Source organism: Gammaproteobacteria bacterium (ex Lamellibrachia satsuma) (assembly GCA_019623805.1).
In the GTDB taxonomy this organism is placed as follows: domain Bacteria; phylum Pseudomonadota; class Gammaproteobacteria; order Chromatiales; family Chromatiaceae; genus QGON01.
In genome coordinates, this window is sequence record CP053680.1 from 2074186 (window position 1) to 2100444 (window position 26259).

Here is a 26259-nt window from a genome sequence, read left to right on the forward strand (position 1 = left end):
ATTGGAAGATCACACGATAGGGCCAAAATAGGGTTTTTAGAGATATGGCAGGCGCAAAAGAGATACGCACCCAGATCGCCAGCATCAAAAACACGCAGAAGATTACTTCAGCGATGGAGATGGTGGCGGCCGCAAAGATGCGTAAGGCCCAGAACAGGATGGACGCGACCCGTCCCTACGCAGAGAAGATGCGTATGGTGATCAGTCACCTGTCCCATGCTCATCCTGAGTATCGCCACAGCTTCATGATCGACCGTGAGGTCAAACGGGTAGGTTATATCATCGTCTCGTCCGACCGTGGTCTTTGTGGTGGTCTGAACAGTAATCTGTTCCGCAGGCTGGCGAAAGAGATCCAGTCTCAGAACGAAGCTGGCGTGGAGGTGGATTTCTGTACCATAGGCACCAAGGCACTGGGTTTTTTCGGGCGTTTCGGCGGTAATGTGACCGGGCAGGCGACTCACCTTGGGGATGCGCCGCACATTGAGGATCTGATCGGTACGGTGAAGGTGTTACTGGATGCTTATGCCGCTGGTGAAATTGATCGTATCTATGTGGCTTACAATCGGTTCGTCAACACCATGACGCAGGATCCGACTGTCGAACAGTTGGTGCCAATCAGCGCCGAGGCAGATCAAGACCTGCAGCACCACTGGGACTATATCTACGAGCCGGATTCCAAGGATGTGCTGGACAACCTGCTTGGCAGATATGTGGAGTCCCTGGTTTACCAGTCTGTGGTAGAGAATGGTGCCTGCGAACAGTCTGCGCGAATGGTTGCGATGAAGGCCGCCTCCGATAATGCTGGGGATCTCATCAACGAGTTGCAGTTGATCTACAACAAGGCTCGTCAGGCAGCGATTACCCAGGAAATTTCCGAGATCGTCAGTGGTGCTGCAGCGGTCTGACGCGCATGCCTTGCCACAGAATTAGTTTTTAACAATTAGAGAGTCGCCTGGAGCGGCAAGAGGAACCGAAATGAGTTCGGGCAAAGTGGTTGAAATCATCGGCGCCGTGGTGGACGTTCAGTTCAGCAGCGGTGACATGCCAAAGGTCTATGAAGCGCTCAAGATCGAAGAGGCCAACCTCACTCTGGAAGTCCAGCAGCAGCTGGGTGATGGTGTGGCGCGTACCATCGCGATGGGGTCCACCGATGGCTTGCGGCGGGGTGTGATGGTCGAGAGCACGGGCTCTCCTATCACCGTACCGGTCGGCCAGGGAACCCTGGGGCGTATCATGGATGTGTTGGGTGAGCCGGTCGACGACGCGGGCGAGGTCAAGGTCGAGACGCGCATGCCGATCCACCGCAATCCTCCGCCATTTGAAGACCAGGCAGCCACCACAGAGGTTCTCGAGACCGGCATCAAGGTTATCGACCTGATCATGCCCATCGTCAAGGGTGGAAAGGTCGGGCTGTTCGGCGGCGCCGGGGTAGGCAAGACCGTGACCCTGATGGAACTGATCCGCAATATCGCGGTAGAGCACTCCGGTTTCTCTGTTTTCGCCGGTGTGGGTGAGCGTACTCGTGAAGGTAACGACTTCTACCATGAGATGGCCGAAGGTGGCGTGCTAGACAAGGTTGCCCTGGTTTACGGTCAGATGAACGAACCGCCGGGCAACCGCCTGCGAGTTGCCCTGACCGGTCTGACAATCGCGGAAAACTTCCGTGACGAAGGCCGTGACGTGTTGTTGTTTGTCGACAATATCTACCGTTATACTCTGGCAGGTACCGAGGTATCCGCTCTGTTGGGCCGGATGCCTTCTGCAGTGGGCTACCAGCCGACCCTGGCGGAAGAGATGGGTACGCTGCAGGAGCGTATCACTTCCACCAAGACCGGTTCCATCACCTCATTCCAGGCAGTCTATGTCCCTGCGGATGACTTGACGGATCCCTCTCCGGCAACCACCTTCGCGCATCTGGATGCGACCTTGGTGCTCTCCCGTCAGATCGCCGAACTGGGTATCTACCCGGCGGTGGATCCATTGGACTCCACCTCTCGAATTCTTGATCCCAACGTTGTGGGTCAGGAGCATTACGATACCGCCCGCGCCGTTCAGGGTACCCTGCAGCGCTACAAGGAGCTGAAGGACATCATTGCAATTCTCGGTATGGATGAGCTTTCCGAGGAAGACAAAACGGTGGTACAGCGTGCTCGTAAGATCCAGCGCTTCCTCTCCCAACCCTTCTTCGTGGCGGAGGTCTTCACCGGTAGCCCGGGCAAGTATGTTGGTCTGAAAGACACCATTGGCGGTTTCAAGGCGATTGTCGAGGGTGAGTATGACCATCTGCCTGAGCAGGCTTTCTACATGGTTGGCTCCATTGAGGAAGCCGCCGAGCGTGGCGGTGACGTCTGATCCCACTATAGGGAGTGCTAAGCTATGGCAATGACAATTCATGTCGATATTGTGAGCGCCGAAGGCGAGATCCATTCCGGTAGTGCGGAGATGGTCTATGCGCCGGCGGTAATGGGTGAGGTGGGCATTGCACCACGTCATACTCCGCTGGTTACCCGGCTGAAGCCGGGTGAAGTGCGAGTCGACACCGGTGGCGGTGAGATGCAGCACTTTTTTGTCTCAGGCGGCATTCTGGAAGTGCAGCCCCATGTGATCACCATTCTGGCGGATACCGCCGCTCGTGCCGCCGATCTCGATGAAGTGGCAGCCCAGGCAGCCAAGCGACGCGCTGAAGAGGCGATGGTGGATAAGTCTGCCGAATTTGAATATGCCAAGGCACAGTCCGAGCTGGCTGAAGCGGTTGCGCAGCTTCGCACCATCGAAAGTCTTCGCAAAAAGGGTCGCGGCTAAGCCGTTCTCTGATTGCACGGTTTAACAGGGCCTCTCTGTAAGAGAGGCCCTTTTTGGTTTTAAAGCTATGTCCAAAGAAGTGATCAAAACAGGCAAATTTGTCTCCCTGACCTATTCCATTGTCGAGGAGGAAGGCAATGTTCTCGAGCAGAGCGATCTGCCAGTCAACTATATCCACGGTGGTGAGACTGAGCTGATCGGTGGCATGGATGCTGCGGTGACGGGCCGCTCTCCTGGGGATAATGTGTCGTTTACCCTCTCCCCGGATCAAGGTTTCGGGGATCATGACCCGGATCTGACTTTTACCGATGACATTGCAAACGTGCCCCCTGAATTCCGCAAGCTGGGCGCTGAAGTTCAGATGCAGAATGAGCAAGGTGAAGCCAAGAGTTTTTTTGTCACCAGGATTGAAAACGGCAAGTTGACGGTTGATGGTAACCATCCACTTGCCGGCAAGACACTCACTGTCAACATCAAGATTGTTGAAGTGCGTGACGCAACCAAAGAGGATGCCATGAGTGTTGGTGTTCCCGGTCAGACCCCAACCATCAACTGATACACTTATTTCACTATTGCTCCCTGCCAACGGGTGCGCTCCGCGCCCCCTGCCGTTATACTCAGAAAGACGAATAAAAGGGATTGTTTGCACCTCCTGGTACCAGGCGATGAAGATCTGGAAGATGGACACGCTTTATTTTTGAGACCGTATTAAAATTTATTAGTGTTGGGCTTTGAATTTGCTCTCATTTGTGATGAATTTAAAGTCATGGCGTTTTTTGCCGACATCCTTTTTCAGGACATCCTGAAACCGAATTGATTTGTTTCGGTGAACGGCCACAAATGGAACATTCCAACTAGCAGACAATCATGGAGCATGCATGAAACTCGGTGTTTTGATCCTCGCAGCCGGTCAGGGTACCCGGATGCGATCCCACCTTCCGAAGGTACTACATCCATTAGCTGGCAAGCCGCTTCTATCCCATGTGGTTGAGACAGCACAGGCCTTTTCTCCCGACAGAATCACCGTCATCTATGGGCATGGTGGAGAGCAGGTCAAGTCGGCGCTGGCTGATCAACGCCTCGATTGGTGTGAGCAGAAAGAGCAGTTGGGTACGGGCCACGCCGTAATCGAAGCTTTACCCCATCTCAAGTCAGACGATCAGGTACTCATCCTCTATGGGGATGTGCCTCTGATCAGCGGTAAGACCCTTGAGGCGCTGATGGCTAGATTGGCAAAGAGTGATCTAGCGTTGCTGACGGTCAAGCTTGAAAATCCAAGTGGTTATGGGCGGATCGTGCGAGATAGCGACCATCACATCGCCAGTATCGTTGAGCAGAAGGATGCCTCTGAGGCAGAACTTGCAATCAACGAGATCAATACCGGCATCATGGCGGTAAGCCGCGCAAGGCTCGAGGTTTGGCTTGCCCGTATTGACAACGAGAATGCCCAGCAGGAGTACTACCTGACGGACATCATCGCCTTGGCGGTTGAGGATGGCGTAGAGGTCCAGTCGGTACACCCCTCCAGCGAGGAGGAGGTAATGGGCATCAACGACCGTGCGCAGCTGGCCTTTCTGGAACGCTACTATCAGCGACAGCGCGCCGATGAGTTGATGGCTGCCGGCGCCTCCCTGGTGGACCCGGGCCGGGTGGATATTCGTGGCGAGCTGGTTGTCGGTCAGGATGTATTTATCGATTGCAATGCCATATTCGAAGGCCAGGTCGAATTGGCGGACGGCGTGAAAATAGGCCCCAATGCGGTAATAAAAAACGCCCGTATTGGTGAAGGCGTGGAGATTCTGCCCAACTGCGTCATCGAGGATGCGGAGATAGGTGCAGGTTCCCGCATCGGTCCCTTCGCCCGGGTGCGCCCGGAGACGAAACTTGCCGAGAAAGTGAATGTCGGCAATTTTGTAGAGATCAAGAAATCGACAGTGGGCAGAGGCAGCAAGATCAACCACCTGAGTTATGTGGGCGATAGCCTGGTTGGTCATTCGGTGAACATTGGTGCGGGTACCATCACCTGCAACTACGATGGGGCCAACAAACATCAGACCGTTATCGGGGATAACGCGTTCATCGGCTCCGATAGCCAACTGGTTGCGCCGGTGGTCATTGGCGACGGCGCAACCGTCGGTGCTGGTTCAACCATCACCCGGGATGCTGCACCCAATAGCCTGACCCTGAGCCGTGCGAAGCAGATCACAGTGAACAGCTGGCATCGTCCGGTCAAACAACCCAAAAAATAATTGGCAGGAGCACGAGTTATGTGTGGCATCGTTGGAGGAATCGCACAGCGGGACGTAGTGCCGATTATGATGGAAGGCCTAAGCCGGCTCGAATATCGGGGTTATGATTCGGCGGGTATCGCGGTGCTTGATCAGGCGGAAAAGATGCAGCGCATCCGCTCTGTCGGAAAAGTGGCAATGCTGCAGGAGATGGTGGACAGCGGCCATGTCAGCGGCAATCTCGGGATTGCCCATACCCGCTGGGCCACCCACGGAATGCCCGCAGAGCGAAATGCCCATCCTCACATGAGTGGGGAGCAGGTGGCGATCGTCCACAACGGTATTATTGAAAATTACGCCCTGCTGCGTAAAGAACTCGAAGGCCAGGGCTACCGCTTCACCTCCGAAACAGATACTGAGGTTATCGCGCACCTGCTGGGCAGTATTCTGAAAGATGAACAGAATCTGCTAAAAGCGGTTCAGAAATCGATCACCCGGCTGGTTGGCGCCTATGGCCTGGCGGTGGTCAGCACGAATGACACAAACAAGATGGTTGTCGCCCGCGCCGGCAGTCCGCTGGTAATTGGTATTGGTGTCGGCGAACACTTTATCGCCTCAGATGTCTTTGCGCTGTTGCCGGTAACCCAGCGATTTATCTTCCTCGAAGAGGGTGATGTTGCAGAGATAACTCGTGAAAGCGTGCATATCTTCGATAACGAAGGGAACCCGGTGGAACGGCCGGAGCGTACCTCCGAGCTCTCCGCCTCCACGGCAGAAAAAGGTCCCTATCGCCACTACATGCTCAAGGAGATCTTCGAGCAGCCTTCAGTGATTGCCGAGACCTTGGAGGGCCGTATTCATAAGGGACATCTGCTCGAGGACAGTTTTGGCCACGAAGCGAAGGCGCTGCTCGATAAGACGAAGAGTGTCCACATCATCGCCTGCGGCACCTCATATCATGCAGGCATGGTGGCACGTTACTGGCTCGAAGAGGCCGGTGTCCCTTGCAGCGTGGAGGTAGCCAGCGAGTTCCGCTACCGCAAAGTCGTGGTGCCGGACGATACCCTCTTCATCACCATTTCGCAGTCGGGTGAGACGGCGGACAGCCTTGCCGCGTTACGCGGTTCCAGAGAGATGGGTTATATCGGCAGCCTCACTGTCTGCAATGTGCCGGAAAGCTCCCTGGTGCGGGAATCCAATGCCGCACTGATGACCCGTGCCGGTCCTGAGATTGGTGTCGCCTCCACCAAGGCATTCACCACCCAGCTGGTGGCTTTGCGCCTGCTCACCCTGGCGTTGGCACGCCGTTTCGGCATGACCCCGGAGCAGGAGGAGGTCTATGTCAACGAGTTGTATGCTCTGCCCCGTCAGGTGGAGGTGGTACTGGAACTCAGCGATGCGATAAAGGAGATGGCGAATGCCTTTTCGGAAAAGAACCATGCCCTCTTCCTGGGTCGGGGTACCTTCTATCCTATCGCCATGGAAGGTGCGCTGAAACTCAAGGAGATCTCCTATATCCACGCGGAGGCCTATCCCGCCGGCGAACTGAAACATGGTCCGCTGGCGCTGGTTGATGCGGAAATGCCGGTGGTCTGCGCCCTGCCCAATGATCCGTTGCTTGAAAAAGTCATTTCCAATCTGCAGGAGGTCCGGGCGCGAGGCGGTGAGCTCTTCCTCTTCAGTGATCACGACGTTCAGATCGATCTGGATCGCTTCCAGAATTTGACCCTGGCGGACATCTACCCTTCTACTGCGCCCATCGTCTACAGCGTCCCGCTGCAACTGCTCTCCTATCATGTGGCAGTACTAAAGGGTACCGATGTGGATCAGCCGCGAAATTTGGCAAAGTCGGTGACGGTGGAGTAGGTACACAGGACTTATGCCATAGTGTTAGATGGAAGATCCCTTCTCCCTGCGGAAGGGACGTACCACGGCTGTTAGTATGAACTGTTCCTTCCAGTTTAGGTCGAACCTGAGGGTCTGGTTTTGGCCTTAAGCCCTCATTTGGGAATTGTAGAAACCCGAAAGTCGGCTGCTTGCCCCTTCCTCAATCGTCCTCGGTCAGTGAATGCTCTACCGCCTTTAGGCTGTTGAGCACTCTCTTCGTTTGGATTTGGCATTGGGCGGTGAAGTGGAGGATACTTTACAGTTGCCATTCACCGCCGTGCTGCAGGGCAGGCGTAACGACCATATCAACCTGGAGTCTGCAAGATGTTTCGTAAAGAGCTGAAGGTCCTGGATTGCACTATTCGGGACGGGGGCCTGATCAACAATTACCAGTTCTCGCTGGATTTCGTGAAGGCGGTATGGCGGGCGACCTGCGATGCCGGCGTCGATATCGTGGAGTTGGGCAAGAAACTGACCGAGAGCGACGAGTACACCCGGGACAAATACGGTGCCTGGAACTTCTGCGACGACGACGACCTGCGGCGTGTTATCGACTCCCACGAGTGCGAAAAGCCACCCCTGGTGGCGGTTATGTACGACGTGGGCCGGGTGGATATCCACAAACTGCAGCCCAGGGATCAAAGCCCCATCGATATGGTCCGCATCGCCTGCTATGTGCACCAGATAGATGCAGGCCTTGAGTTGGTGAAACGCTGCAAAGACTTGGGGTATCTCACCACCATGAACATCATGGCCGCCTCCGCCGCCATCGAAACCGAACTGGTGGAGGGGTTACAGGAGGTCGATCAGACCACTGAGCTGGACTATCTCTACCTGGTGGATAGCTTTGGCGCCTTCTATTCCGAGCAGGTGACCTATTATCTCAAGCTGTACCAGAAATACGCACCGAGCAAGGAGCTGGGTTTTCATGCCCACAACAACCAGCAGCTGGCCTTTTCCAATACCCAGCAGGCGATCATCGACGGGGTCAACCTGCTGGACGCCACCATCAACGGCATCGGGCGTGGCGCCGGTAACTGCAACCTCGAGTTACTGTTGAACTTTCTCAAGAACCCGAAATTCCATGTTCGCCCCATCTACAAGGTGATTCAGGAGGATTTCGTCCCCCTGCGCGAACAGATCGAATGGGGCTTCAACGACATCTACGGCATCAGCGGCCACCTTAACCAGCATCCCCGTGATGGTATGAAAGTGCGCGGCAACCCGGAATTGAAGGACAAGTGCTACGATTTCTACCTTGAGTCCCTGCGCCTGGAGGGTGGGGATTGAGAAAAATCAAACGGGCGCCCTTCATGGCGCCCGCTGTATTATCGTCAATGACTTCCCCAAAGTGACTCCACCCGCTGATCCCGCCGGCAGGCATAGCGGTAATATTTATAGCGCACAGGGTTCTTGAGGTAGTAGTCCTGGTGGTACTCCTCGGCGGGATAGAAGGTCGCAACAGGTTTCAGTTCGACTTTGATCGGCGCTTCAAAAGGTTTGTTCTGTCTGAGCTTGGATAGTGACTGATATGCCGCTGCCTTTTGTTCTGATCCCCGGTAAAAAATAACCGGCCGGTACTGTGGGCCGCGATCACAGAACTGGCCATCGTCGCGGGTGGGGTCGATATGGCGCCAGAAGTAATCGAGGATTTCGTCATAGCTCACCCGCTTAGGGTCATAGATCACCTCAACCGCCTCGATATGACCGGTGTCGCCCATTGAGACTTCTTCGTAGGACGGCATATCCAGATGCCCATCTGTGTAGCCGGAGATTGCATCCACCACTCCGTCCAGTTTTTCGTAGTCTGATTCGACACACCAGAAACAGCCTCCGGCGAGGATCGCTGTCTCATATTGGGTGCTCTGGGCTTGAAGCGGTGGGGATAAAAGTAGCGTGAGCATTGCGATGCTGGATATGTGTCTGTTCATGGTTTTCCGTCTGTCTGTTGATTATTAGGGTTATGTCATCTCGACCGCAGGGAGAGATCTCCAGCTAACGGAGAACCATAGGGAAGAGATTTCTCGCTATGTTCGAAATGACACAGGGTCGGGTGTGCCTTGAATACAAGGATAGAAAAGAATCCCCGTTAAACCATCACGATTTGATAACAATGGTTTAACAAGTTGGAAAGCGACGGGTTGGTGGTGTCACCAATTACTGGAATGAGGCGATGTCTTGTCATCTCGACCGCAGGGAGAGATCTCCGGCTGACGGAGAACCATAAGGAAGAGGTTTCTCGCTATGCTCGAAATGACAGAGGGTTAGGCGGTATCTCCAATTACTGAATTGCAGCATAGCGCGCCGCCCCCAGCAGGGCCGCCTGGTCGTTGAGGATTACCTTTACTGGTATCGCCTCCATCAGATGGCGCATGCGGCCTTTGTCGAAAAAGGCCTTGAGGAAGGTCGGTTGCTTGAGACGTTGCAGAATCCTCGGCGCGATGCCGCCGCCAAGGTAGACACCGCCGGACGCCATTATCTTTAGGGCGTGATTGCCTGCCTCGCGTCCGTAGAGGTGGATGAAAAGATTCAGTGCCTCGTCACAGATTGGATCTTTTCTCGCCATGGCAGCATTGGAGATGGCCGGGGCGCCGCCGAGTTTGTTCATCTCCTGTTTCAGCCAGCCGGGGGTGGGAGTGCGGCGGTAGGTACGCAGAAAGCTGTGGATGGCCTCCAGTCCTGGACCGGATACCAACCGTTCCCAGCTGACATGACCATACTTCTCCGCCAGGGTTTGGCAGAGGGCGAACTCCAGTTCGTTGCTGGGGCTGAAATCGGTGTGGCCGCCCTCTGATGAGAAGGGCCGATGGACGTTGCCGTCCCAGTAGAGTCCTGCTTCTCCCAGTCCGGTACCGGCGGAGACGATGGAAGCGTTTCCCGGCAGATCCACTCTGCCGGGATTGAGCAGGTGGAAGTCATCGGGGGAGAGCGCGCCTATGCCCCAGGCGTTGGCCTCAAGATCATTGATCAGCCAAGTCTCATCAAAGCCGAAACGGTCGGTGATGGTGCGGGCGGTGATCTTCCATGGGAGATTGGTGGTTTCACAGCTCTGGTTGACCACTGGGCCGGCGATACCGAAACAGGCCCGTTGAATGCGCCAGGAGAAGTGCTCGCTGAAATCGTCGAGGATCGCTTCCAGCGAGTCGAAACTCCGGCTGGGATAGGTGGATTCCAGCAGGGCCTCTCCCGGCCTGTTCTGTTCGATTCTGTATAGCGCCAGACGTGTGTTTGTGCCGCCGATGTCGCCTGCCAAAACTTCCATTCCGATATGCCTTGTCTCAAAGGAGGTAAGACCATTCTAGCCTAGTCTCTATTCGGAAACCCATAACTCACCACGAAGGGCGCAAAGTGCACGAAGAAGGATTATTGCCAATCAATTTGATGACTTCGTGCCTTCGTGTTCTTCGTGGTGAAATGGGGTTTCTTGGCGGATGCTCCGAAGGTAATAATTGATTAAGATAGGCGCATGGATGTCTCCCCTATTCTCGATCCACTGAATGAAGCACAGCGTGACGCGGTCAGCGCCTCGGTTGGCAATACTTTGGTGCTCGCTGGTGCCGGAAGCGGCAAGACCCGTGTCCTGGTGCATCGTATCGCCTGGCTGTTGACGGTGGAGGAGGCTACGCCCTGGTCGGTGCTGGCGGTGACATTTACCAACAAGGCGGCCAAAGAGATGCGCGGGCGCATCGAGGAGCTGTTGGGTCAGCCCATCGGTGGCATGTGGGTCGGCACCTTTCATGGGCTGGCGCACCGCCTGCTGCGAGCCCACTGGAAGGAGGCGGGTCTGCCCCAGAGTTTCCAGATCCTCGACTCCGACGACCAGTTCCGTATGATCAAGCGGATCCTTAAAAGCCTCGACCTGGATGATGCCAAATGGCCGCCACGGCAGGTTCAGTGGTTTATCAACGGCAAGAAGGACGAAGGACTGCGTGCCCAGCATCTGGATGATGGCGGCGATCCCTACCAGCACCAGATGATCCGCATCTACACCGAATACCAGGCGGCCTGTGAGCGTGGCGGTATGGTGGATTTTGCCGAGCTGCTGCTGCGCGCCCATGAGTTGTGGCGCGACAGGGCCGACATCCTGCAATACTACCAGGCGCGCTTCCGTCATGTGCTGGTGGATGAGTTTCAGGATACCAACGCAATCCAGTACGCCTGGCTGAGGCTGTTGACCAGGGGTCAGGACAACCTCTTCGTGGTGGGCGATGATGACCAGTCGATCTACGGTTGGCGTGGCGCGCAGGTGGAGAATATCCGCAATTTTGAGCAAAACTGCTCCAATAGCCGTATGTTCAAGCTGGAGCAGAACTACCGCTCTACCGGCAATATCCTCAACGCGGCCAATGCACTGATCGGCAACAACCCCTCACGTCTGGGCAAGCAGCTCTGGACCGCCGACGGCGAGGGTGATCCGATCAACCTCTACTCTGCCTTCAACGAGGTGGATGAGGCGCGGTTTGTCATCGAGCGTATCCGCCAGTTCATCTCCGATGGTAACAGTCGTAGCGAATCGGCGATTCTCTACCGTACCTCTGCCCAGTCGCGGATCTTTGAAGAGGCGTTGATCCAGTCGGCGATCCCCTACCGGGTCTATGGTGGGTTGCGTTTCTTCGAGCGCGCAGAGATCAGGGACGCCTTGGCCTATCTGCGTCTGCTCAACAACCCGGATGACGATGCCGCCTTTGAGCGTGCGGTGAACATGCCGCCACGTGGGATCGGACCCAAGACCGTCGATGCGGTGCGGGCGCACGCCAGGGATTTCAACGTCTCTCTCTGGGTGGCGACTGCGGAGCTGCTCAAGGGGGGCGCCATGCCCCGCCGGGCGGCCAACTCACTGCAGGGATTCCTTGATCTGGTCGAGGAGCTGCGGATCGATACTGCGGCCCTGGATCTGCCTGAAAAGGTTGATCAGGTGCTGGCCGCCAGCCGGCTGCCGGAACACTTCGAGAAGAGCCGGGACGGGAAGGGTCAGGACCGTAAGGAGAATCTGGAGGAACTTGTCAACGCCACCCGCCAGTTTGGCTACGAGGCCCACGCAGACGAGGAGATGGACGAGTTATCCGCCTTTCTCTCCCACGCTGCGTTGGAGGCGGGAGAGGCCCAGGGCGATCCCTTCGAGGACTGCGTGCAGCTGATGACCCTGCACTCCGCCAAGGGGCTGGAGTTCCCCCTGGTCTTCCTGGTGGGTGTCGAAGAGGGGCTCTTTCCCCACAGTATGTCGGCGGATGATCCGGAGCGTCTGGAGGAGGAGCGGCGGCTCTGTTATGTGGGGGTGACCCGCGCCATGCAGACGCTCTATATGAGCCATGCCGAAAGTCGCCGTCTGCACGGGCAGGAGAACTATCCCCGGCCCTCCCGCTTCCTGCGGGAGATCCCCTCGTCATTGATACGCGAGATCCGCTCCGGGCCTCAGGTTACCCAGCCCCTCTACAGCAAACCGGCTCGCGCCTACACCGATGAGTCGGTGGGTTTCAGTCTGGGTCAGCGGGTCATTCACCCCAAGTTTGGTGAAGGTGTCGTCCTGAATGCCGAGGGTCAGGGGCGTAGCGCCAGGGTGCAGGTCAATTTTGAAACCGAGGGCAGCAAGTGGCTGGTGGTCGCCTATGCGAATCTTTCGCCTTGTTGAAACTGAGTGAAACAGCCCGACGAATGGGCAGAACCTGGAGAAATTGATGAAACGCCGTGAATTTATAAAAAAAGTGGGCGCCGGCTCTTTGGTGGCAAGCGCATCCCTTGCTGTTTCGCCGGTGGTGCAGGCAAAAGCGCAATTCAAATGGAAGATGGTTACCACCTGGCCGAAGAACTTTCCCGGCCTCGGCACCGGGGCGAACAAGCTGGCCCAACTGATCACCGAGATGAGCGGTGGGCGCATCAAGGTAAAGGTCTATGGCGCAAAAGAGCTGGTGCCGGCGTTTGAGGTATTCGACGCAGTCTCCCGCGGCACCGCCGAGATGGGTCATGGCGCGGCCTACTACTGGAAGGGTAAGAGCGAGGCGGCGCAGTTCTTCTCCACGGTGCCCTTCGGCATGACGGCCCAGGAGATGAATGGCTGGATGTACTACGGTGGCGGTCTCAAGCTGTGGCGCGAACTCTATAAAAAGTTTGGCATGATCCCCGCCCCGGCTGGGAATACCGGTGTGCAGATGGGTGGCTGGTTCAACAAGGAGATCAACAGCGTGGATGATCTCAAAGGGTTGAAGATGCGCATCCCAGGCCTGGGCGGCGAAGTGTTGAAGCGGGCGGGCGGCACACCGGTCAATCTGCCTGGTGGCGAGCTGTTCACCTCACTCCAATCCGGCGCCATCGATGCCACTGAGTGGGTGAATCCCTACAACGACCTCGCATTCGGTCTCTTCAAGGCGGCCAAGTACTACTACTATCCGGGTTTCCATGAGCCCGGCACCACGCTGGAGGCGATCATCAATCAGAAGGCTTTCGATGAGCTGCCCAAGGATCTGCAGTCCATCGTGCTCAACGCCTGCAAGGTGGTGAATCAGGATATGCTGGCGGAGTACACCGCGCGTAATCCGGCAGCACTCAAGACCCTGGTGGAGAAACATAAGGTCGATATCCGCAGCTATCCGAAGGACGTCATAGCGACCCTGCGTAAATACTCGGAAGAGGTGGTGCGGGAACTGGCCGGCAAGGACGATTTCACCAAGCGGGTCTACGATTCCTACAGCGCTTTTCTGAAGGGATCCCGTGAATGGGGTGCGCTCTCCGATATGGCCTATCTCGACGCCCGCGACCGGGGCTGATTAGCATCTCGACCGTAGGGTGCGCCGTGCGCACCATGATTGCTGATGCGCACGGCACACCCTACGTTTTGGACTCTCAGCAACAGATGATCCCCCCACCCCTCTCCCTCTATGTGCATATTCCCTGGTGTGTGCGGAAATGCCCCTACTGCGATTTCAACTCCCATGCGGTGGATGAAAGCCTGAAGGAAGCCGCCTATGTGGAGGCGCTGCTGGCGGATCTGAGTGTCGACGCAGCCAATCATAAAGATCGCCCGCTGCAGAGCATCTTTATCGGTGGAGGCACGCCCAGTCTCTTCTCTACAGCGGCGATTGAGCGGTTGTTGGTCGGGGTACGGGAGCGAATCGATTGCCCTGAAGGCATGGAGGTCACCCTGGAGGCCAACCCCGGAACCCTGGAGGCTGAATATTACACCGGCTTTCGTGCGGCTGGAGTCAACCGTCTCTCCATCGGTGTGCAGAGTTTTGACGCTGAAAGTCTGCGGGCCCTGGAGCGGATACATGGCCCGGACGAAGCGACCAAGGCGGTTGAGTCCGCAAAGACGGCCGGGTTCAGGCGCATTAACCTGGATCTGATGTTCGGCCTGCCGGGGCAGTCACTAGAGGCAGCCAGGCGGGACGTGGAGCTGGCGCTACAGCTCGATCCCGGTCACATCTCCTATTATCAATTGACCCTTGAGCCCAACACCCGTTTCCATCATGCGCCCCCGCAACTGCCGGATGACGATCTGATATGGGAGATACAGCGGCAGGGACAGGCCCAGCTGGCGGCTGGGGGGTATGATCAGTATGAGATCTCCGCCTATGCCCGGCAGGGAGAAGCGTGTCGCCACAACCTCAACTACTGGTCTTTCGGTGACTACCTGGGAATAGGTGCCGGCGCCCATGCCAAGGTGACAGATAAGGCTGGCGGGATCAGCCGCTTCTGGAAGATGCGGAGTCCCGGCGATTATCTGCAGGGACGTGCCGGAGGCCTGTTTACTCAGGGAGAGAAAACGTTGGCGACGGAAGAGCGGGTGCTGGAGTTTATGATGAATGGGATGCGCCTGTGTGAAGGTATTGAGATCGCGATGTTTGAAGCCCGTACAGGCTTGGATTTGTCGGTCATGGACCACGCGCTCGACAAGGCAGAATCACGGGGTTTGCTGGAGAGAGGTGGAGGATGCATCAGGCCAACTGAGCTGGGCCAGCGTTACCTCAACGATCTGTTGCAGCTTTTCATCTGAAGGTAAAAGATGCGGAAGGCAGGATGAAAAACGACTATGTGCCGATAGCTTGTTTGCTGCATGAGCAGTTTGAATATGCGGTGCTCAAAAGGGCCTGGCTTGAGTTGGTTTGGCGGGATGAAATGGGGTTGGAGGTGCACGGCAAGGTGCTTCCAACCGACGTCTATACTCAAGCAGGGGCCGAGTATCTACAGGGGGTTACTGAGTCGGATGAGAGGGTGAAGGTACGCCTGGATCTGATCGGAGAAGCTCGCTGGAGTGACAGTGGAGAGGCCTTCGAGGGCTGGGACAGGCAGGTGTGCCGGAAACCTGACGGCCAAGAATAATGAGCAGTAACACCATGATATTTAAAAGGTTATCTTTTTGTAACCGGCGCTATCATTAAATCCGGGAAGCAGGTTCTGCGACAATGCAGTGAAGCCGTGGTAGTTTTTTACCATCTCAGGCGTTTAGGTGCGACTCGGATGAATAAGAATAATTTTGACACTATGGACTTTGATTCCATGCTTGCCGTGGCCAGGGAGCGTCCGGAGGATTTCGAACGCCTGCGCTTGGCGGCGATTGATGAATTCATCGAAAGTGCCCCGGAGGAGCGCCGGCAGCGACTGCGTTGTCTGCAGTGGCGTATTGATCAGGAGCGCCGCAACCGTACCCCGTTGAGCGCCTGCCTGCATATATCCCGTATGATGTGGGAACAGCTTCATGGGGAGTTTGGTTTGCTCGCAAGAATCAGTGGATTGAAAGACAAACCCTGGACAGACACGACGGAGGAGCCTTGCTCAGCCAAAGTGATCGATTTCAGGGCATCCGGCGGGCACTGAATCCCCTCTTCCGCATCGCAAGTCCAGCGCGGTAATAGAATGCTTGCCTATGGCGCCGGTTTCTTATATGATTGCGCGCCTTCTCCGCCCAGTATGGCGGTAATTAATAGTTTCTAGATAGCGGGTCTGACATGAAAGCGGATATCCATCCTAAGTACAATGAGGTCAAGGTCGTTTGCAGTTGCGGTAGCGAGTTCGTTACCCGTTCCACCTTGGGTAAGGACGAACTGCACGTCGAAGTCTGTTCTGCCTGCCATCCTTTCTACACCGGCAAGCAGAAGATCCTCGATACTGCCGGTCGTGTCGATAAGTTTCGTAAGAAATACAGCCGTTAATCTCGCCGCCCTGCCCGCTTCGTGGTCTGTGACCGCGCAGCGTGTGGATCAAACAAGGCAGATGACAGTAAAAAGGCTCCGCAGTGCGGGGCCTTTTTTGTTGTTGCTCTTTCTGGCGCTGCTGTTCAGCCGCGCTGCCTATGCTTCCTGTCCTTCCCTGCGCAGTGGCGAGTTATTCGAAGTGGCGGAGGTTTTCGATGGAGATACTCTGCTGCTGTCCGATGGCCGCAGGATTCGCCTGATCGGCATCAATACCCCGGAGACAGGTTGGGAGGATAAACCCGACGAACCTCATGCCAAGGCTGCAAAGAGACGGCTTGAGCGGCTGGTCTCTGATTCCGGTAAGCGGATTCGTCTGGAGAAGGGGCATCAACAAAAGGATCGCTACCGACGGATTCTGGCCCACGTATATAGCCAGAATGGAAAAAATCTCATTGAGGCACTGTTGCAGGATGGTGCAGGTTTCCAGATCGTCTTTCCTCCTAATCTAGACCACCTGCAATGTTATCGTGCGGCAGAAGGCCGGGCACGTGCTGCGGGACGGGGTGTTTGGGCCGATGAGTTGGTGGCCGATGCGGCTGGACTGGCGCGCTCAGTCGAAGGGTTTCGATTGCTGCGGGGCCGGATTGAAAAGTTGCAACAGAGCCGCCGTTCTCTCTGGCTGAACATTGCCGGAGTGAAGTTGCGTATCGACCGCTCGGACCTCGATCACTTCACGGACTGGCAGCCGCAAGACCTGGTGGGTCAGGATGTTGAAACAAGAGGCTGGATCCGGCGTTATAAAGGCAGCCAGCGTATACGAGTACGGCATCCGTCTGCCATCAAAGTAGCCTGGTAGGCCCGATCAAGCGTAGCGGATCGGGCGCAGGTTTGCCAGTTCCGCTACGCTTGAGCCGGCCTACTTTGGGGATGGCAGATCAATCTGGACGGTTGGTTTGCAACCATCCTGGGTGGAGCAGCTACCCTGCTTGCAGGCCCCACAACCCACCTTGTAACCCTTGTATTCGGGATCCTGCCGTGACAGCCAGCCCTGAAACAACACCCAGCCGCCGCACAGCAGCATCAATCCCAGGAGTGAAAGTATATGGATGAGCATCGGTAACCCTCTTCAGGTTGAGCTGAACAGCCCGGCAAACCCCATGAACGCCATGGAGAGGATGCCGGCGATGATCAAGTTCATGGCTGTGCCGCGAACCAGAACGGGCAAGTCGATGATTTCGGTCTCCTCCCGCAGTCCTGCCATCAGGACCATTGCCAGGGTGAAGCCGGCACCGGCGCCGAGGGCGAAGACCATGCCTTCGGCGAAGCCGTAACCCCGGTTGGTGGCGAAGATTGCGAGTCCCAGAATGGCGCAGTTGGTGGTGATCAACGGCAGGAAGATGCCCAGTGCCTTGAACAGGGAGGGGCTGAGCTTCTTGATCGCCATCTCGATAAACTGCACCGTGGAGGCGATGACCACGATGAAACTGATCAGTCGCAGGTAGGGGGCGTGGATCAGCACATAGGTGTTGAGGAACCAGGAACAGAGCGCGGTGATGAGCAGCACGAAGGTGGTGGCCAGACCCAGGCGGAATGAGGTTTCGAGTCTCCCGGAGACGCCGAGAAAGGGGCAGAGTCCAAGAAAATAGGCCAGCACGAAGTTGTTGACCAACATGGCGCTGATGAAGATCCAGATCAGATTATCCATGTGTGCTTATCCCTTGGCCTGTTCGGCGGCAACAACCTGTTCCAGAAACCGGGCTTTGCGCTCGGTGACCCAGTTGAAGAAGAGCAGGATCAAACCGAGGGTGATGAAGCCGCCCGGCGGCAGGATCATGATGACCCAGGGTTCAAACCCCGCGCCAAACAGGTCGATGCCGAAGAGGCTGCCGTTGCCCAGGATCTCGCGGACGCTGCCCAGCGCAAAGAGGGCGATGAGGAAGCCGGCGGACATGCCGATGGCGTCCATCACTGCGAAACCCACCGTGTGCTTGGCGGCAAACGCCTCCTGACGGCCTAGGATCATGCAGTTGGCCACTATCAGGGGGATAAAAGCTCCCAGCTCCTTGTGGATGGCGGGAACCAGGGCCAGCAGGGTGTAGTCGATCACCGTCACGAAGGTGGCGATGATGACGATGTAGAGGGAGATGCGTACCTGCTTCGGGATCAGGTTCTTGAAGGCCGAGACCAGCGCGCTGGAGCCCACCAGCACGAACAGGGTGGCGAGTCCCATCGCCAGCGCATTGATGGCGGAGTTGGTCACCGCAAGCATCGGACACATGCCGAGTACCTGCACGAAGACGGGATTGTCCCGCCAGAGGCCTTTCATCATCTCCTGTACAGCGGAGGGGTCTTTGATATTGATTGCCATATTCGATGTCTCAAAAAGAGGGACAGAGTTGGTAGGAGAGTCTCCTTTAACCTTCGTCCTTTGTCCTTTTACCTTTCAACTTCGGCTCATTGCCCGGGGCCGGGAGCCGATCCTCCCAGCGTACGCGGGTCTCGTTGATGATCCTTACCACCGCCTTGGCGGAGATGGTGGCGCCGGTGATGGAGTCGATCTCATTGGGGGCGGATTTGGTGCCCTTCTTCACCGCCTTTATCTTGGGGTCGACGGAGAGATCGTCAAAGTTGGCGACAAAGGCCATGTCTTTGAAGATTTTATCCCCCAGTCCAGGGGTTTCCCGGCTCTCCAGGATCTCCATGCCGACGATCTTGCGCTGTTCCGGCAGGTAGCCATAGAGCACGCGGATGGTGTCCTGAAAACCTGGACCGACACCCTCCACCGCATAGCCGACGAACTGGCCTTGACTGCCATAACCGCCATAGATCGTATCCTCATCGGCCCCTTTTTCGGTGCGCACCCGCAGCTTTCCGTTGTCGAACTGCAGTTTTTGCATGGTGGTGACGTTTGGCAGCACCTTGAAAACCGCCTCTCTCAACTCACGGGCCTTGTTGGCGGTGATGGTGGGCAGGGTCGCCTCGAAGATGCTGATGATGATAATGCCGGAAATCAGGCCGGCAAAGGCCAACGAGAGAGCCAGTTTGGTGGAGCTGGGCTCCTGCTGCTCCAGGGATTGCTGTTCGATGGTCATGCCTTGTTTGCCCCCCGTCCAAACACCCTGGGTTGGGTATAGCGATCGATGAGCGGCGTAGCGGCATTCATCAGCAAAATAGCGTACATCATGCCCTCCGGCATGCCGCCGTAGACGCGGATCAGAACCACCAGAAAACCGATGCCTGCACCGAAGATCCAACTGCCCCTGGGAGTGAGCGGTGAGGTGACCGGGTCGGTCGCCATGTAGATCGCCCCAAGCATCATGCCGCCGGAAAAGAGGGTGAAGAGAGGACTGGGAAAGCGTTCCGCATCCACCGCAAACAGGATGCCGGAGAAGATGCCGGCGGTGAGAAAGATGCTGGCTGGGATGCGCCAGTCAAGGTCGCGGCGGTACCAGAGCCAGAGCCCGCCCAGCAGCAACAGCAGGCCGCTGGTTTCACCCAGGGAACCGGCGGTGTTGCCGATGAAGAGATTGGAGATGGCGGTGCCCTCATGCTGAAACTTCATCAAACCGAGGGGGCTGGCGCCACTCATGCTGTCCCAGGTCGCCTGCATGAAAGGGGCGGCCAGGGTGCTTGAGTAGAGATCGAAGAAGTGCGCCGGGCCCTGCGCCGCATACCAGGTGGTCATGGCGATGGGAAAGGTGCCGAGCAGGAAGGCCCGTCCCACCAAGGCAGGATTGAAGAGGTTGTTACCCAGTCCGCCCCAGATCACCTTGCCGAGACCTATGGCCACTACGCCGCCGAGAAAAGCCATCCAGATCGGCAGTGCTGGAGGTAGAGTCAGTCCCAGCAGCAGGCCAGTGAGTGCGGCGCTACCGTCACCCAGCGCAGTGGTGCGCTCCTGTGTCGGAGTGAACGCCCACTCCGTGGCAACTGCGCCGATAATCGATGCGAGCAATACCAGCAGGGCGCTGAGGCCGAAAAACCAGAGACCGGCCAGAGTGGCGGGCAGCAGTGCGTACCAGACATCACGCATCGCCTTGGGGGTGGTCATGCCCTGCACCAGTAGTGGCGCAGGTTGAACCAGGAGACTTGGATCTTTCTTCTTCATTGCTTGTTAAAAGGCGAAAGGTTAAAGGCGAAAAGCAAAAGGGGGCCGCGCCACCGGATAAGCCAAACGTTGTCGTTTTTATAATTCATAAAATAATACTTGCACATAACAAACACCGACACATATTCGAAAGCCTTTAGCCGTAGGCCGGTTCAAGCGTAGCGGAACCGGCAATCTGATTCGTTCTGACGAAGCCTGGATGCCCGATACGCAGCGCTTGATCGGGCCTACCTGTTGTTAGCCGTTTGCCCTCTTATGTTGCTGCCTTAAGTTATTCTTTGCCGTGCGGATATGCTGCACGATCGGTATCCCTGAGGGGCAGGCGTAGGTACAGGCACCGCACTCCACGCAGTCGGAGACGTTCAGGGCGTTCATCTCATCGAACAAGCGGGCCTTGGCGAGGCGTGCGAAACGCGATGGGTTGAGAAAATAGGGGCAAGCCTCCAGGCAGCGTCCGCAGTGGATACAGGGGTATTCGTGGGGGCGTCCGGTTTCGGCTGCGGTGAAGGCGAGGATGCCGGAGGTACCCTTCAGCACCGGCACATCCAGACTGGCGATGGGCGCGCCCATCATGGGTCCGCCGGAGATCACCTCACGGGTGTTTTCGCTCAGTCCGCCACAGAATTTCAATACCTCTCGGATGGGAGTGCCCAGTGGAACGGTCAGGTTTGCGGGGTAGTGAATGCCGGGGCCGGAGACGGTGACGATCCGCTCCATCAGCGGGCGGCCCAAATCGAACCATTCTGCGACAGCTACCGCAGTGCCGACATTGTTGACCACAATACCGCAATCCCGGGGCAGCTGCCCGGCAGGGATCTCGATGCCGTAGGTCGCCTTGATCAGCATCTTCTCGGCACCCTGGGGGTATTTCATCGGCAATCCGACCACTTCGATGGGCTCATTGCCGATGGTGCGGGAGAGAATCTCGATGGCATCGGGTTTGTTGTCCTCCACCCCGATGGTGGCCTTTTCCGCTCCGAGTTTGCGGCGGATGATCTCTGCTCCCCGCACCACCGATTCGGGGCGCTCCACCATCAGGCGGTGGTCGGTGGTCAGGTAGGGTTCGCACTCGGCACCGTTGATCAGCAGATTGCTGATCTTCTGTCCTTCCGGGATGGCGTACTTTACATGGGCCGGGAAGGCGGCTCCGCCCATGCCCACGATGCCTGCCTTCTGCACCTCGGCGATGAAGCCGTCCATGGAGAGGGACTCCCAGTCGATGGGCGGGCGAGGCTGAAACTGTTGGGTGGCGTAGGGGTCGGCCTCGATCTCGATGGCTGGTTTGAAAGAGCCGTCCGTATAGCGATGGGGCTCGATACCAACCACTCTACCAGTGACGGGGCTGTGCAGGGCGGTGGACATGAAGGCACCGGGTTCGGCGATCATTTGACCCCGTGTAACCGTATCACCTTTTTTCACTACCAGCTTGGCCGGCACGCCGATATGCTGTCCCAGGGGCATTACATAACGGGAAACAAAGGGTACGCGCTGTACCGGCAAGTCAACCGTCTGCTCCTTGAGAGGATCAGGGTGGACTCCGTGCCGGAAGGTCGGGCGAAGATTCAGCAGTGAGTTGAGCAGAGACATTCTTCAGAATCAGAGGAAATAATAGCCATCAAAGTTGCATAGTCTATCAAAAAATGGTCCCTGCCTGCCCCTACAAAATTACAGCGAAATAAGTTTCCAGGAATCTGCTGCGCCGTCTCTGAAGGGAGGTTACACTAACCCCGTTTTCAATCAGGGTAGTAGACGTTCTAGGAGGCTGCCGGATTTATCCGTTTGATGCGAAAATCACTGGGGGCGAATCAATTCAGCTTATCGAACGAGGCGAATAGTGGGCCTATTTAACGAGTTCGATAAGCTGAGTTGATCGTCATCCAGGGATTTGCAGCCAAACAGTGTAAAACCCGGCAGTCTCCTGGCACCACTAACCATTAGAATCAATCGCTGCGGCAGAGGCCGTTTGGAGAGGAGATGACCAAGCATATAGGGATACTGACCGCAGGTGGCGATAGCCCCGGCCTCAATGCGGCGATCCGTGGCGTCGGCAAGGCGGCCCAAAGTTATTACGACATGCAGATGATTGGTTTCATGGACGGCTTTCGTGGTCTGGTGGATAACCGCACCACACGTTTGGACGGGGGTGTGCTCTCCGGCATCCTTACTCAGGGCGGCACCATCCTGGGCACCAGCCGGGATAAGCCCCACCGCATGATGTTTGGGGGTAAGAAGCAGGACATGACAGATGTGATTGTCGAGAACTATGCGGCGAATCACCTCGATGCGCTTGTCTGTCTTGGCGGCGGCGGGACCCAGAAGAACGCGCTGCAGCTGATGGAGAAGGGGCTGAATATTATCACCCTGCCCAAAACCATCGATAATGATGTGGGCAAAACTGATACGACCTTCGGTTTCGATACCGCTTTGGGCATAGCTACTGAAGCCATCGACCGGCTTCACAGCACCGCTCACAGTCACCATCGGATCATTGTGGTGGAGATCATGGGACACCGGGCCGGTTGGCTCGCGCTGGGTGCCGGAATCGCGGGCGGGGCGGATGTGATCCTGCTGCCGGAGATCCCCTACGATATCGAGAATGTATCCGAGGCAATTCGCACCCGGGTGCGCAGCGGAAAGAACTTCAGTATTGTCGCTGTGGCGGAGGGCGCGCTGCCCAAAGATCAGGCGGTTTTGATCCGGGCCGCCGAGGCGCGCAAGGCGGCAGCGGTCGAAAAAAAGGAGCGCAAGAGCGCGAAAAATGCGTTGGAAGCGCTGCAGGCGGCCAACGCCAACCACACGGTCATGCTTTCCCAGCAGCTGGAGGCGCTTACAGGATTGGAGTCCAGGGTCACCATACTGGGCCATCTTCAGCGGGGAGGCACCCCATCGGCTGCCGACCGTCTGCTCGCCACCCGGCTGGGTACCGCCTGTGCCGATCTGATTGAGCAGGGGCAGTTCGGGGTAATGGTGGCGGCCCGCGGCGAACTGGCGGTTCCCGTTCCGTTACAGGAGGTGGCGGGTAATAAGAAGTTAGTGCCTGTGGACCACCCCTGGGTGGAGAGCGCCCGTCGCGTCGGTACCAGTTTTGGGGATTGATTCCCCCCTGCCCGGGGTTTCAAGCGGTGAGCGTGGCATCGAGGCAATGACCGGTATTGCACTTTTGCAGTTGGTGATTGACGACACCTGTCTCCTGCAGTCGGGAATCGAGCTGCTTGAGGACTGCCGGAGTTAGCAATTCAGGATGAACCGTGGTGCGGATCTCATAAGCCACGCCGCTGGAAACCAGCAGTTGCAGGCTTTTCCAGGCCTTTTCTCCGCTGCCACTGACGCCGGTCAGGGTATCGTAATCTCCTGGCATCGCCTTGATGTCCAGCCCCACCCAGTCGAGTAAGGGTAGCAGTTCGGCCAGTCTTTCCGGGTAGGCCCCGGCGCTGTGCAGACCGATTTTGAACCCCATCGCCCTGACCTGCTGGATTGCAGCTTTGAGGTTGCGTTGCAGAGTGGGTTCGCCTCCGCTGAAAACCACGGCATCCAGCAGTCCCTGCCGCTGTTCGAGAAAATCGATGACGCTTGCCCATTCGATCAGGTCGTCACCTGAACGCGATAACAGATGGCCATTGTGGCAGTAGCGGCAGAACCAGGGGCAGCCCTGGCAGAAGATAACCGCTGCCAGTTCGCCGGGGAAGTCGATGGTGGTCATTGGCGTGAGACCCCCTACTTGCAGCTGCAGGTTCGACATGGAGAGAGGCTAAACCTGGCCCTGGTGAAGTTGAGCCCGGCTCTCTTCGAAGCAGCGCCGGTCGCTATGTTCCGACTGCTTACCGGGGTTGAAAGCCGAGACGGGACGGTGGTAACCCATTACCCGGGTCCAGACTTCGCAGCGGGTACGCTCTTCCTCTTTCAGTTCAATGGCAGTTTGCATGGTTGTGTAACTCCTGTTGTTTATGGGCGATCAACTCCTCGTCACAGCTTGGGCAGAACTCGTGCTCGCCGCTAAGATATCCGTGTTTGGGACAGATTGAGAAGGTTGGGGTGATGGTGATATAGGGCAGACGGAAACGCTCCAGTGACCGTTTCACCAGCCGCCGGCAGGCCTCTGTTGAGCTGATGCGTTCGTTCATATAGAGGTGCAGCACCGTGCCGCCCGTGTACTTTTGCTGCAGCGGCTCCTGGCGTGTCAGCGCCTCAAAGGGGTCGTCGGTGAAACCTACAGGTAGTTGTGAGGAGTTGGTGTAGTAAGGTTTCTCCAAAGTGCCGGCCTGGAGGATCTCGGGCCAACGCTTGCGATCCTCCCTGGCGAAGCGGTAGGTAGTGCCCTCTGCAGGCGTCGCCTCCAGGTTGTACATGTTGCCGGTCTGTTTCTGGAACTCGACCATGCGCTCGCGGATATGGTCGAGGAAGCGGATCGCAAGGGCGCCACCGGCTTCACCGGTGATATCCTGCTCATCCGCAGTGAAGTTGCGAACCATCTCATTGATGCCGTTAACTCCGATGGTGGAGAAGTGGTTCCGCAGGGTGCCGAGATAGCGTTTTGTATAGGGAAAGAGCCCCGCGTCCATGTGGCGCTGAATCACCTTGCGTTTGATCTCCAGACTGGTGCGGGCGAGGCGCAGCAGTTCATCGAGCCGCTGCATCAATCCGGCTTCATCTCCTTGGTAGAGATGCCCCAGGCGGGCGCAGTTGATGGTCACCACCCCCAACGAGCCTGTCTGCTCCGCAGAGCCGAACAGACCGTTGCCGCGTTTCAACAGTTCCCGCAGGTCGAGCTGTAGGCGGCAGCACATGGAACGAACCATATTTGGTTTGAGTTCCGAGTTGAGGAAATTCTGGAAGTAGGGCAGACCATACTTGGCGGTCATGGCGAATAACAACTCAGCATTTTCGCTCTCCCAGGGGAAGTCGGGGGTGATGTTATAAGTGGGGATGGGAAAGGTGAAGACCCGGCCTTTGGCATCCCCCTCAGTCATCACCTCGATATAGGCGCGATTGATGAGATCCATCTCCCGCTGCAGTTCGCCGTAGGTGAAATTCATCTCTTCACCGGCGATGACCGGCACCTGCTCGCGCAGATCCTCCGGGCAGACCCAGTCGAAGGTCAGATTGGTGAAGGGAGTCTGGGTGCCCCACCGGGAGGGGACATTGAGATTGTAGATCAACTCCTGGATGTACTGCCGGACCTGCTCGTAGTTCAGACCGTCCTGGCGCACATAGGGGGCCATATAGGTGTCGAAGGAGCTGAAGGCCTGGGCGCCGGCCCACTCATTCTGCAGTGTGCCGAGGAAGTTGACGATCTGTCCCACGGCGGAGGACATGTGTTTGGGTGGACCCGATTCCACTTTTCCAGGCACACCGTTGAGTCCTTCATGCAGCAGGGTGCGCAGAGACCAGCCGGCGCAGTAGCCTGCCAGCATGTCCAGATCATGGATGTGGACGTCGCCGACCCGGTGAGCCTCTCCCACTTCGGGCGGATAGACATGGCTCAGCCAGTAGTTGGCGAGCATCTTGCCGGAGGTGTTGAGAATCAGCCCGCCCAGGGAGTAGCCCTGGTTGGCATTGGCGCTCACCCGCCAGTCGGCCCGTTCAAGATATTCATTGACCGAAGTCGAGACATCCACCAGGGTGCGGCGGTCCTGCCGCAGCTTTTTATGCTGTTCGCGATAGACGATGTAGGCGCGGGCGGTTTGCAGGTGGTTGGCGCTGATCAGCACCTGCTCGACGATATCCTGGATGCGCTCGATATCCGGGGTCTGGTGTCGATAACCCGTGTGGGCCAGCACTTTAACTACCTGGGCGGTGAGCAGCTGGGCCTCAGACTTATCGAGTTCTCCCGTGGCCTGGCCTGCCTGCAGGATTGCGGTCCTGATCTTGGCTGCGTCGAATGTTGTTTGTGACCCATCCCGCTTTTCTACCTTGATGGGTAGAAATAGTGGTGTTTTTTTGAGTTTGACGGACATCTCGGTCCTCCTGATATTTCCATTATAGATACGTCATCTTGTGGTGGATGATATTTTTTACACAATATGTTGTGGTTGTGGTGTTTTGTTTGATCCAGATCAATAGTTTTTGGAAAAGATGGATTTTGCTCTGTGCCAGGCATAATAAGACTAAA

General features: G+C 56.9%; 26 protein-coding genes. 15 read left to right on the forward strand and 11 right to left on the reverse strand.

What is annotated here, in order from left to right:
* Positions 1-44 precede the first annotated feature (44 nt).
* The 7 genes from atpG (at position 45) to HPY30_08940 (ending at position 8207) form a co-directional block, all read left to right on the forward strand.
* On the forward strand, positions 45-905 hold the full coding sequence (gene atpG, locus HPY30_08910) for a F0F1 ATP synthase subunit gamma (GenBank protein ID QYZ66096.1): 861 nt from the start codon (positions 45-47) through the stop codon (positions 903-905).
* Between the two features lie 70 nt (positions 906-975).
* Positions 976-2352 carry a F0F1 ATP synthase subunit beta gene (gene atpD / locus HPY30_08915; GenBank protein QYZ66097.1) on the forward strand — a complete coding sequence of 459 codons (1377 nt, stop codon included), beginning with the start codon at positions 976-978 and terminating at the stop codon, positions 2350-2352.
* Between the two features lie 24 nt (positions 2353-2376).
* Positions 2377-2802: a F0F1 ATP synthase subunit epsilon gene (locus HPY30_08920; protein QYZ66098.1), complete on the forward strand. Its 426-nt coding sequence runs from the start codon at positions 2377-2379 to the stop codon at positions 2800-2802.
* A 67-nt stretch (positions 2803-2869) separates the two neighbouring features.
* On the forward strand, positions 2870-3358 hold the full coding sequence (locus HPY30_08925) for a peptidylprolyl isomerase (protein QYZ66099.1): 489 nt from the start codon (positions 2870-2872) through the stop codon (positions 3356-3358).
* Between the two features lie 322 nt (positions 3359-3680).
* The gene (gene glmU / locus HPY30_08930) at positions 3681-5051 is read left to right on the forward strand and encodes a bifunctional UDP-N-acetylglucosamine diphosphorylase/glucosamine-1-phosphate N-acetyltransferase GlmU (GenBank protein QYZ66100.1); all 1371 of its coding nucleotides are present in this window, start codon (positions 3681-3683) and stop codon (positions 5049-5051) included.
* Between the two features lie 18 nt (positions 5052-5069).
* Positions 5070-6896: a glutamine--fructose-6-phosphate transaminase (isomerizing) gene (gene glmS / locus HPY30_08935; protein ID QYZ66101.1), complete on the forward strand. Its 1827-nt coding sequence runs from the start codon at positions 5070-5072 to the stop codon at positions 6894-6896.
* Between the two features lie 345 nt (positions 6897-7241).
* The gene (locus tag HPY30_08940; protein ID QYZ66102.1) at positions 7242-8207 is read left to right on the forward strand and encodes a nucleoid-structuring protein H-NS; all 966 of its coding nucleotides are present in this window, start codon (positions 7242-7244) and stop codon (positions 8205-8207) included.
* Between the two features lie 44 nt (positions 8208-8251).
* On the opposite strand, the gene msrA is transcribed toward HPY30_08940, so the two are convergent.
* A complete protein-coding gene (gene msrA / locus HPY30_08945; protein ID QYZ66103.1) occupies positions 8252-8848 on the reverse strand; it encodes a peptide-methionine (S)-S-oxide reductase MsrA in 597 nt (198 codons plus the stop codon).
* Between the two features lie 350 nt (positions 8849-9198).
* Positions 9199-10179 (reverse strand): glucokinase, encoded by a 981-nt coding sequence (gene glk, locus HPY30_08950; protein QYZ66104.1) that lies wholly within the window; start codon positions 10177-10179, stop codon positions 9199-9201.
* 204 nt (positions 10180-10383) lie between these two features.
* Between glk and uvrD the strand changes: the two genes are divergently transcribed.
* From uvrD to HPY30_08985, 7 genes are all read left to right on the forward strand, one after another.
* Positions 10384-12546 (forward strand): DNA helicase II, encoded by a 2163-nt coding sequence (gene uvrD, locus HPY30_08955; GenBank protein ID QYZ66105.1) that lies wholly within the window; start codon positions 10384-10386, stop codon positions 12544-12546.
* 46 nt (positions 12547-12592) lie between these two features.
* On the forward strand, positions 12593-13678 hold the full coding sequence (locus tag HPY30_08960) for a TRAP transporter substrate-binding protein (protein QYZ66106.1): 1086 nt from the start codon (positions 12593-12595) through the stop codon (positions 13676-13678).
* An 86-nt stretch (positions 13679-13764) separates the two neighbouring features.
* Complete coding sequence (hemW, locus tag HPY30_08965) at positions 13765-14904, forward strand: radical SAM family heme chaperone HemW (protein ID QYZ67977.1); 1140 nt, start codon at positions 13765-13767, stop codon at positions 14902-14904.
* 23 nt (positions 14905-14927) lie between these two features.
* Positions 14928-15230, forward strand: a complete 303-nt coding sequence (locus HPY30_08970) for a hypothetical protein (protein QYZ66107.1) — start codon at positions 14928-14930, stop codon at positions 15228-15230.
* Positions 15231-15368: 138 nt separating this feature from the next.
* Entirely contained in the window at positions 15369-15725 is a 357-nt protein-coding gene (locus HPY30_08975) for a DUF3135 domain-containing protein (protein QYZ66108.1), read from the forward strand.
* A gap of 131 nt (positions 15726-15856) precedes the next feature.
* A complete protein-coding gene (rpmE, locus tag HPY30_08980) occupies positions 15857-16060 on the forward strand; it encodes a 50S ribosomal protein L31 (protein QYZ66109.1) in 204 nt (67 codons plus the stop codon).
* 61 nt (positions 16061-16121) lie between these two features.
* Positions 16122-16898, forward strand: a complete 777-nt coding sequence (locus tag HPY30_08985; protein ID QYZ66110.1) for a thermonuclease family protein — start codon at positions 16122-16124, stop codon at positions 16896-16898.
* 60 nt (positions 16899-16958) lie between these two features.
* Here HPY30_08985 and HPY30_08990 read toward each other — a convergent pair whose 3' ends face one another.
* The 6 genes from HPY30_08990 to rsxC form a co-directional block, all read right to left on the reverse strand.
* Entirely contained in the window at positions 16959-17156 is a 198-nt protein-coding gene (locus tag HPY30_08990; protein QYZ66111.1) for a hypothetical protein, read from the reverse strand.
* A gap of 12 nt (positions 17157-17168) precedes the next feature.
* Positions 17169-17747, reverse strand: coding sequence for an RnfABCDGE type electron transport complex subunit A (locus tag HPY30_08995; GenBank protein QYZ66112.1), 579 nt, complete (start codon positions 17745-17747; stop codon positions 17169-17171).
* 6 nt (positions 17748-17753) lie between these two features.
* Positions 17754-18410, reverse strand: a complete 657-nt coding sequence (locus tag HPY30_09000; GenBank protein ID QYZ66113.1) for an electron transport complex subunit E — start codon at positions 18408-18410, stop codon at positions 17754-17756.
* A 46-nt stretch (positions 18411-18456) separates the two neighbouring features.
* Positions 18457-19134, reverse strand: a complete 678-nt coding sequence (locus tag HPY30_09005; GenBank protein ID QYZ66114.1) for an FMN-binding protein — start codon at positions 19132-19134, stop codon at positions 18457-18459.
* A complete protein-coding gene (locus tag HPY30_09010; protein QYZ66115.1) occupies positions 19131-20150 on the reverse strand; it encodes an RnfABCDGE type electron transport complex subunit D in 1020 nt (339 codons plus the stop codon). Before HPY30_09010 ends, HPY30_09005 begins: the two co-directional genes overlap by 4 nt.
* A gap of 237 nt (positions 20151-20387) precedes the next feature.
* Positions 20388-21737, reverse strand: a complete 1350-nt coding sequence (rsxC, locus tag HPY30_09015; GenBank protein ID QYZ66116.1) for an electron transport complex subunit RsxC — start codon at positions 21735-21737, stop codon at positions 20388-20390.
* A 387-nt stretch (positions 21738-22124) separates the two neighbouring features.
* Between rsxC and HPY30_09020 the strand changes: the two genes are divergently transcribed.
* The gene (locus HPY30_09020) at positions 22125-23246 is read left to right on the forward strand and encodes a 6-phosphofructokinase (GenBank protein QYZ66117.1); all 1122 of its coding nucleotides are present in this window, start codon (positions 22125-22127) and stop codon (positions 23244-23246) included.
* A gap of 19 nt (positions 23247-23265) precedes the next feature.
* Here HPY30_09020 and HPY30_09025 read toward each other — a convergent pair whose 3' ends face one another.
* From HPY30_09025 to HPY30_09035, 3 genes are read right to left on the reverse strand one after another with little or no spacing between them, the layout of a single operon-like run.
* On the reverse strand, positions 23266-23889 hold the full coding sequence (locus HPY30_09025; protein ID QYZ66118.1) for an anaerobic ribonucleoside-triphosphate reductase activating protein: 624 nt from the start codon (positions 23887-23889) through the stop codon (positions 23266-23268).
* A 9-nt stretch (positions 23890-23898) separates the two neighbouring features.
* Entirely contained in the window at positions 23899-24072 is a 174-nt protein-coding gene (locus HPY30_09030) for a hypothetical protein (protein QYZ66119.1), read from the reverse strand.
* On the reverse strand, positions 24056-26104 hold the full coding sequence (locus HPY30_09035; protein ID QYZ66120.1) for a ribonucleoside triphosphate reductase: 2049 nt from the start codon (positions 26102-26104) through the stop codon (positions 24056-24058). Before HPY30_09035 ends, HPY30_09030 begins: the two co-directional genes overlap by 17 nt.
* Between the last annotated feature and the right edge of the window lie 155 nt (positions 26105-26259).

Bases quoted from the DNA above. Each gene is read 5' to 3' on its own strand.
- atpG (QYZ66096.1), top strand. From the start codon at position 45: ATGGCAGGCGCAAAAGAGATACGCACCCAGATCGCCAGCATCAAAAAC.
- atpD (QYZ66097.1), top strand. From the start codon at position 976: ATGAGTTCGGGCAAAGTGGTTGAAATCATCGGCGCCGTGGTGGACGTT.
- HPY30_08920 (QYZ66098.1), top strand. From the start codon at position 2,377: ATGGCAATGACAATTCATGTCGATATTGTGAGCGCCGAAGGCGAGATC.
- HPY30_08925 (QYZ66099.1), top strand. From the start codon at position 2,870: ATGTCCAAAGAAGTGATCAAAACAGGCAAATTTGTCTCCCTGACCTAT.
- glmU (QYZ66100.1), top strand. From the start codon at position 3,681: ATGAAACTCGGTGTTTTGATCCTCGCAGCCGGTCAGGGTACCCGGATG.
- glmS (QYZ66101.1), top strand. From the start codon at position 5,070: ATGTGTGGCATCGTTGGAGGAATCGCACAGCGGGACGTAGTGCCGATT.
- HPY30_08940 (QYZ66102.1), top strand. From the start codon at position 7,242: ATGTTTCGTAAAGAGCTGAAGGTCCTGGATTGCACTATTCGGGACGGG.
- msrA (QYZ66103.1), bottom strand. From the start codon at position 8,848: ATGAACAGACACATATCCAGCATCGCAATGCTCACGCTACTTTTATCC.
- glk (QYZ66104.1), bottom strand. From the start codon at position 10,179: ATGGAAGTTTTGGCAGGCGACATCGGCGGCACAAACACACGTCTGGCG.
- uvrD (QYZ66105.1), top strand. From the start codon at position 10,384: ATGGATGTCTCCCCTATTCTCGATCCACTGAATGAAGCACAGCGTGAC.
- HPY30_08960 (QYZ66106.1), top strand. From the start codon at position 12,593: ATGAAACGCCGTGAATTTATAAAAAAAGTGGGCGCCGGCTCTTTGGTG.
- hemW (QYZ67977.1), top strand. From the start codon at position 13,765: ATGATCCCCCCACCCCTCTCCCTCTATGTGCATATTCCCTGGTGTGTG.
- HPY30_08970 (QYZ66107.1), top strand. From the start codon at position 14,928: ATGAAAAACGACTATGTGCCGATAGCTTGTTTGCTGCATGAGCAGTTT.
- HPY30_08975 (QYZ66108.1), top strand. From the start codon at position 15,369: ATGAATAAGAATAATTTTGACACTATGGACTTTGATTCCATGCTTGCC.
- rpmE (QYZ66109.1), top strand. From the start codon at position 15,857: ATGAAAGCGGATATCCATCCTAAGTACAATGAGGTCAAGGTCGTTTGC.
- HPY30_08985 (QYZ66110.1), top strand. From the start codon at position 16,122: ATGACAGTAAAAAGGCTCCGCAGTGCGGGGCCTTTTTTGTTGTTGCTC.
- HPY30_08990 (QYZ66111.1), bottom strand. From the start codon at position 17,156: ATGCTCATCCATATACTTTCACTCCTGGGATTGATGCTGCTGTGCGGC.
- HPY30_08995 (QYZ66112.1), bottom strand. From the start codon at position 17,747: ATGGATAATCTGATCTGGATCTTCATCAGCGCCATGTTGGTCAACAAC.
- HPY30_09000 (QYZ66113.1), bottom strand. From the start codon at position 18,410: ATGGCAATCAATATCAAAGACCCCTCCGCTGTACAGGAGATGATGAAA.
- HPY30_09005 (QYZ66114.1), bottom strand. From the start codon at position 19,134: ATGACCATCGAACAGCAATCCCTGGAGCAGCAGGAGCCCAGCTCCACC.
- HPY30_09010 (QYZ66115.1), bottom strand. From the start codon at position 20,150: ATGAAGAAGAAAGATCCAAGTCTCCTGGTTCAACCTGCGCCACTACTG.
- rsxC (QYZ66116.1), bottom strand. From the start codon at position 21,737: ATGTCTCTGCTCAACTCACTGCTGAATCTTCGCCCGACCTTCCGGCAC.
- HPY30_09020 (QYZ66117.1), top strand. From the start codon at position 22,125: ATGACCAAGCATATAGGGATACTGACCGCAGGTGGCGATAGCCCCGGC.
- HPY30_09025 (QYZ66118.1), bottom strand. From the start codon at position 23,889: ATGTCGAACCTGCAGCTGCAAGTAGGGGGTCTCACGCCAATGACCACC.
- HPY30_09030 (QYZ66119.1), bottom strand. From the start codon at position 24,072: ATGCAAACTGCCATTGAACTGAAAGAGGAAGAGCGTACCCGCTGCGAA.
- HPY30_09035 (QYZ66120.1), bottom strand. From the start codon at position 26,104: ATGTCCGTCAAACTCAAAAAAACACCACTATTTCTACCCATCAAGGTA.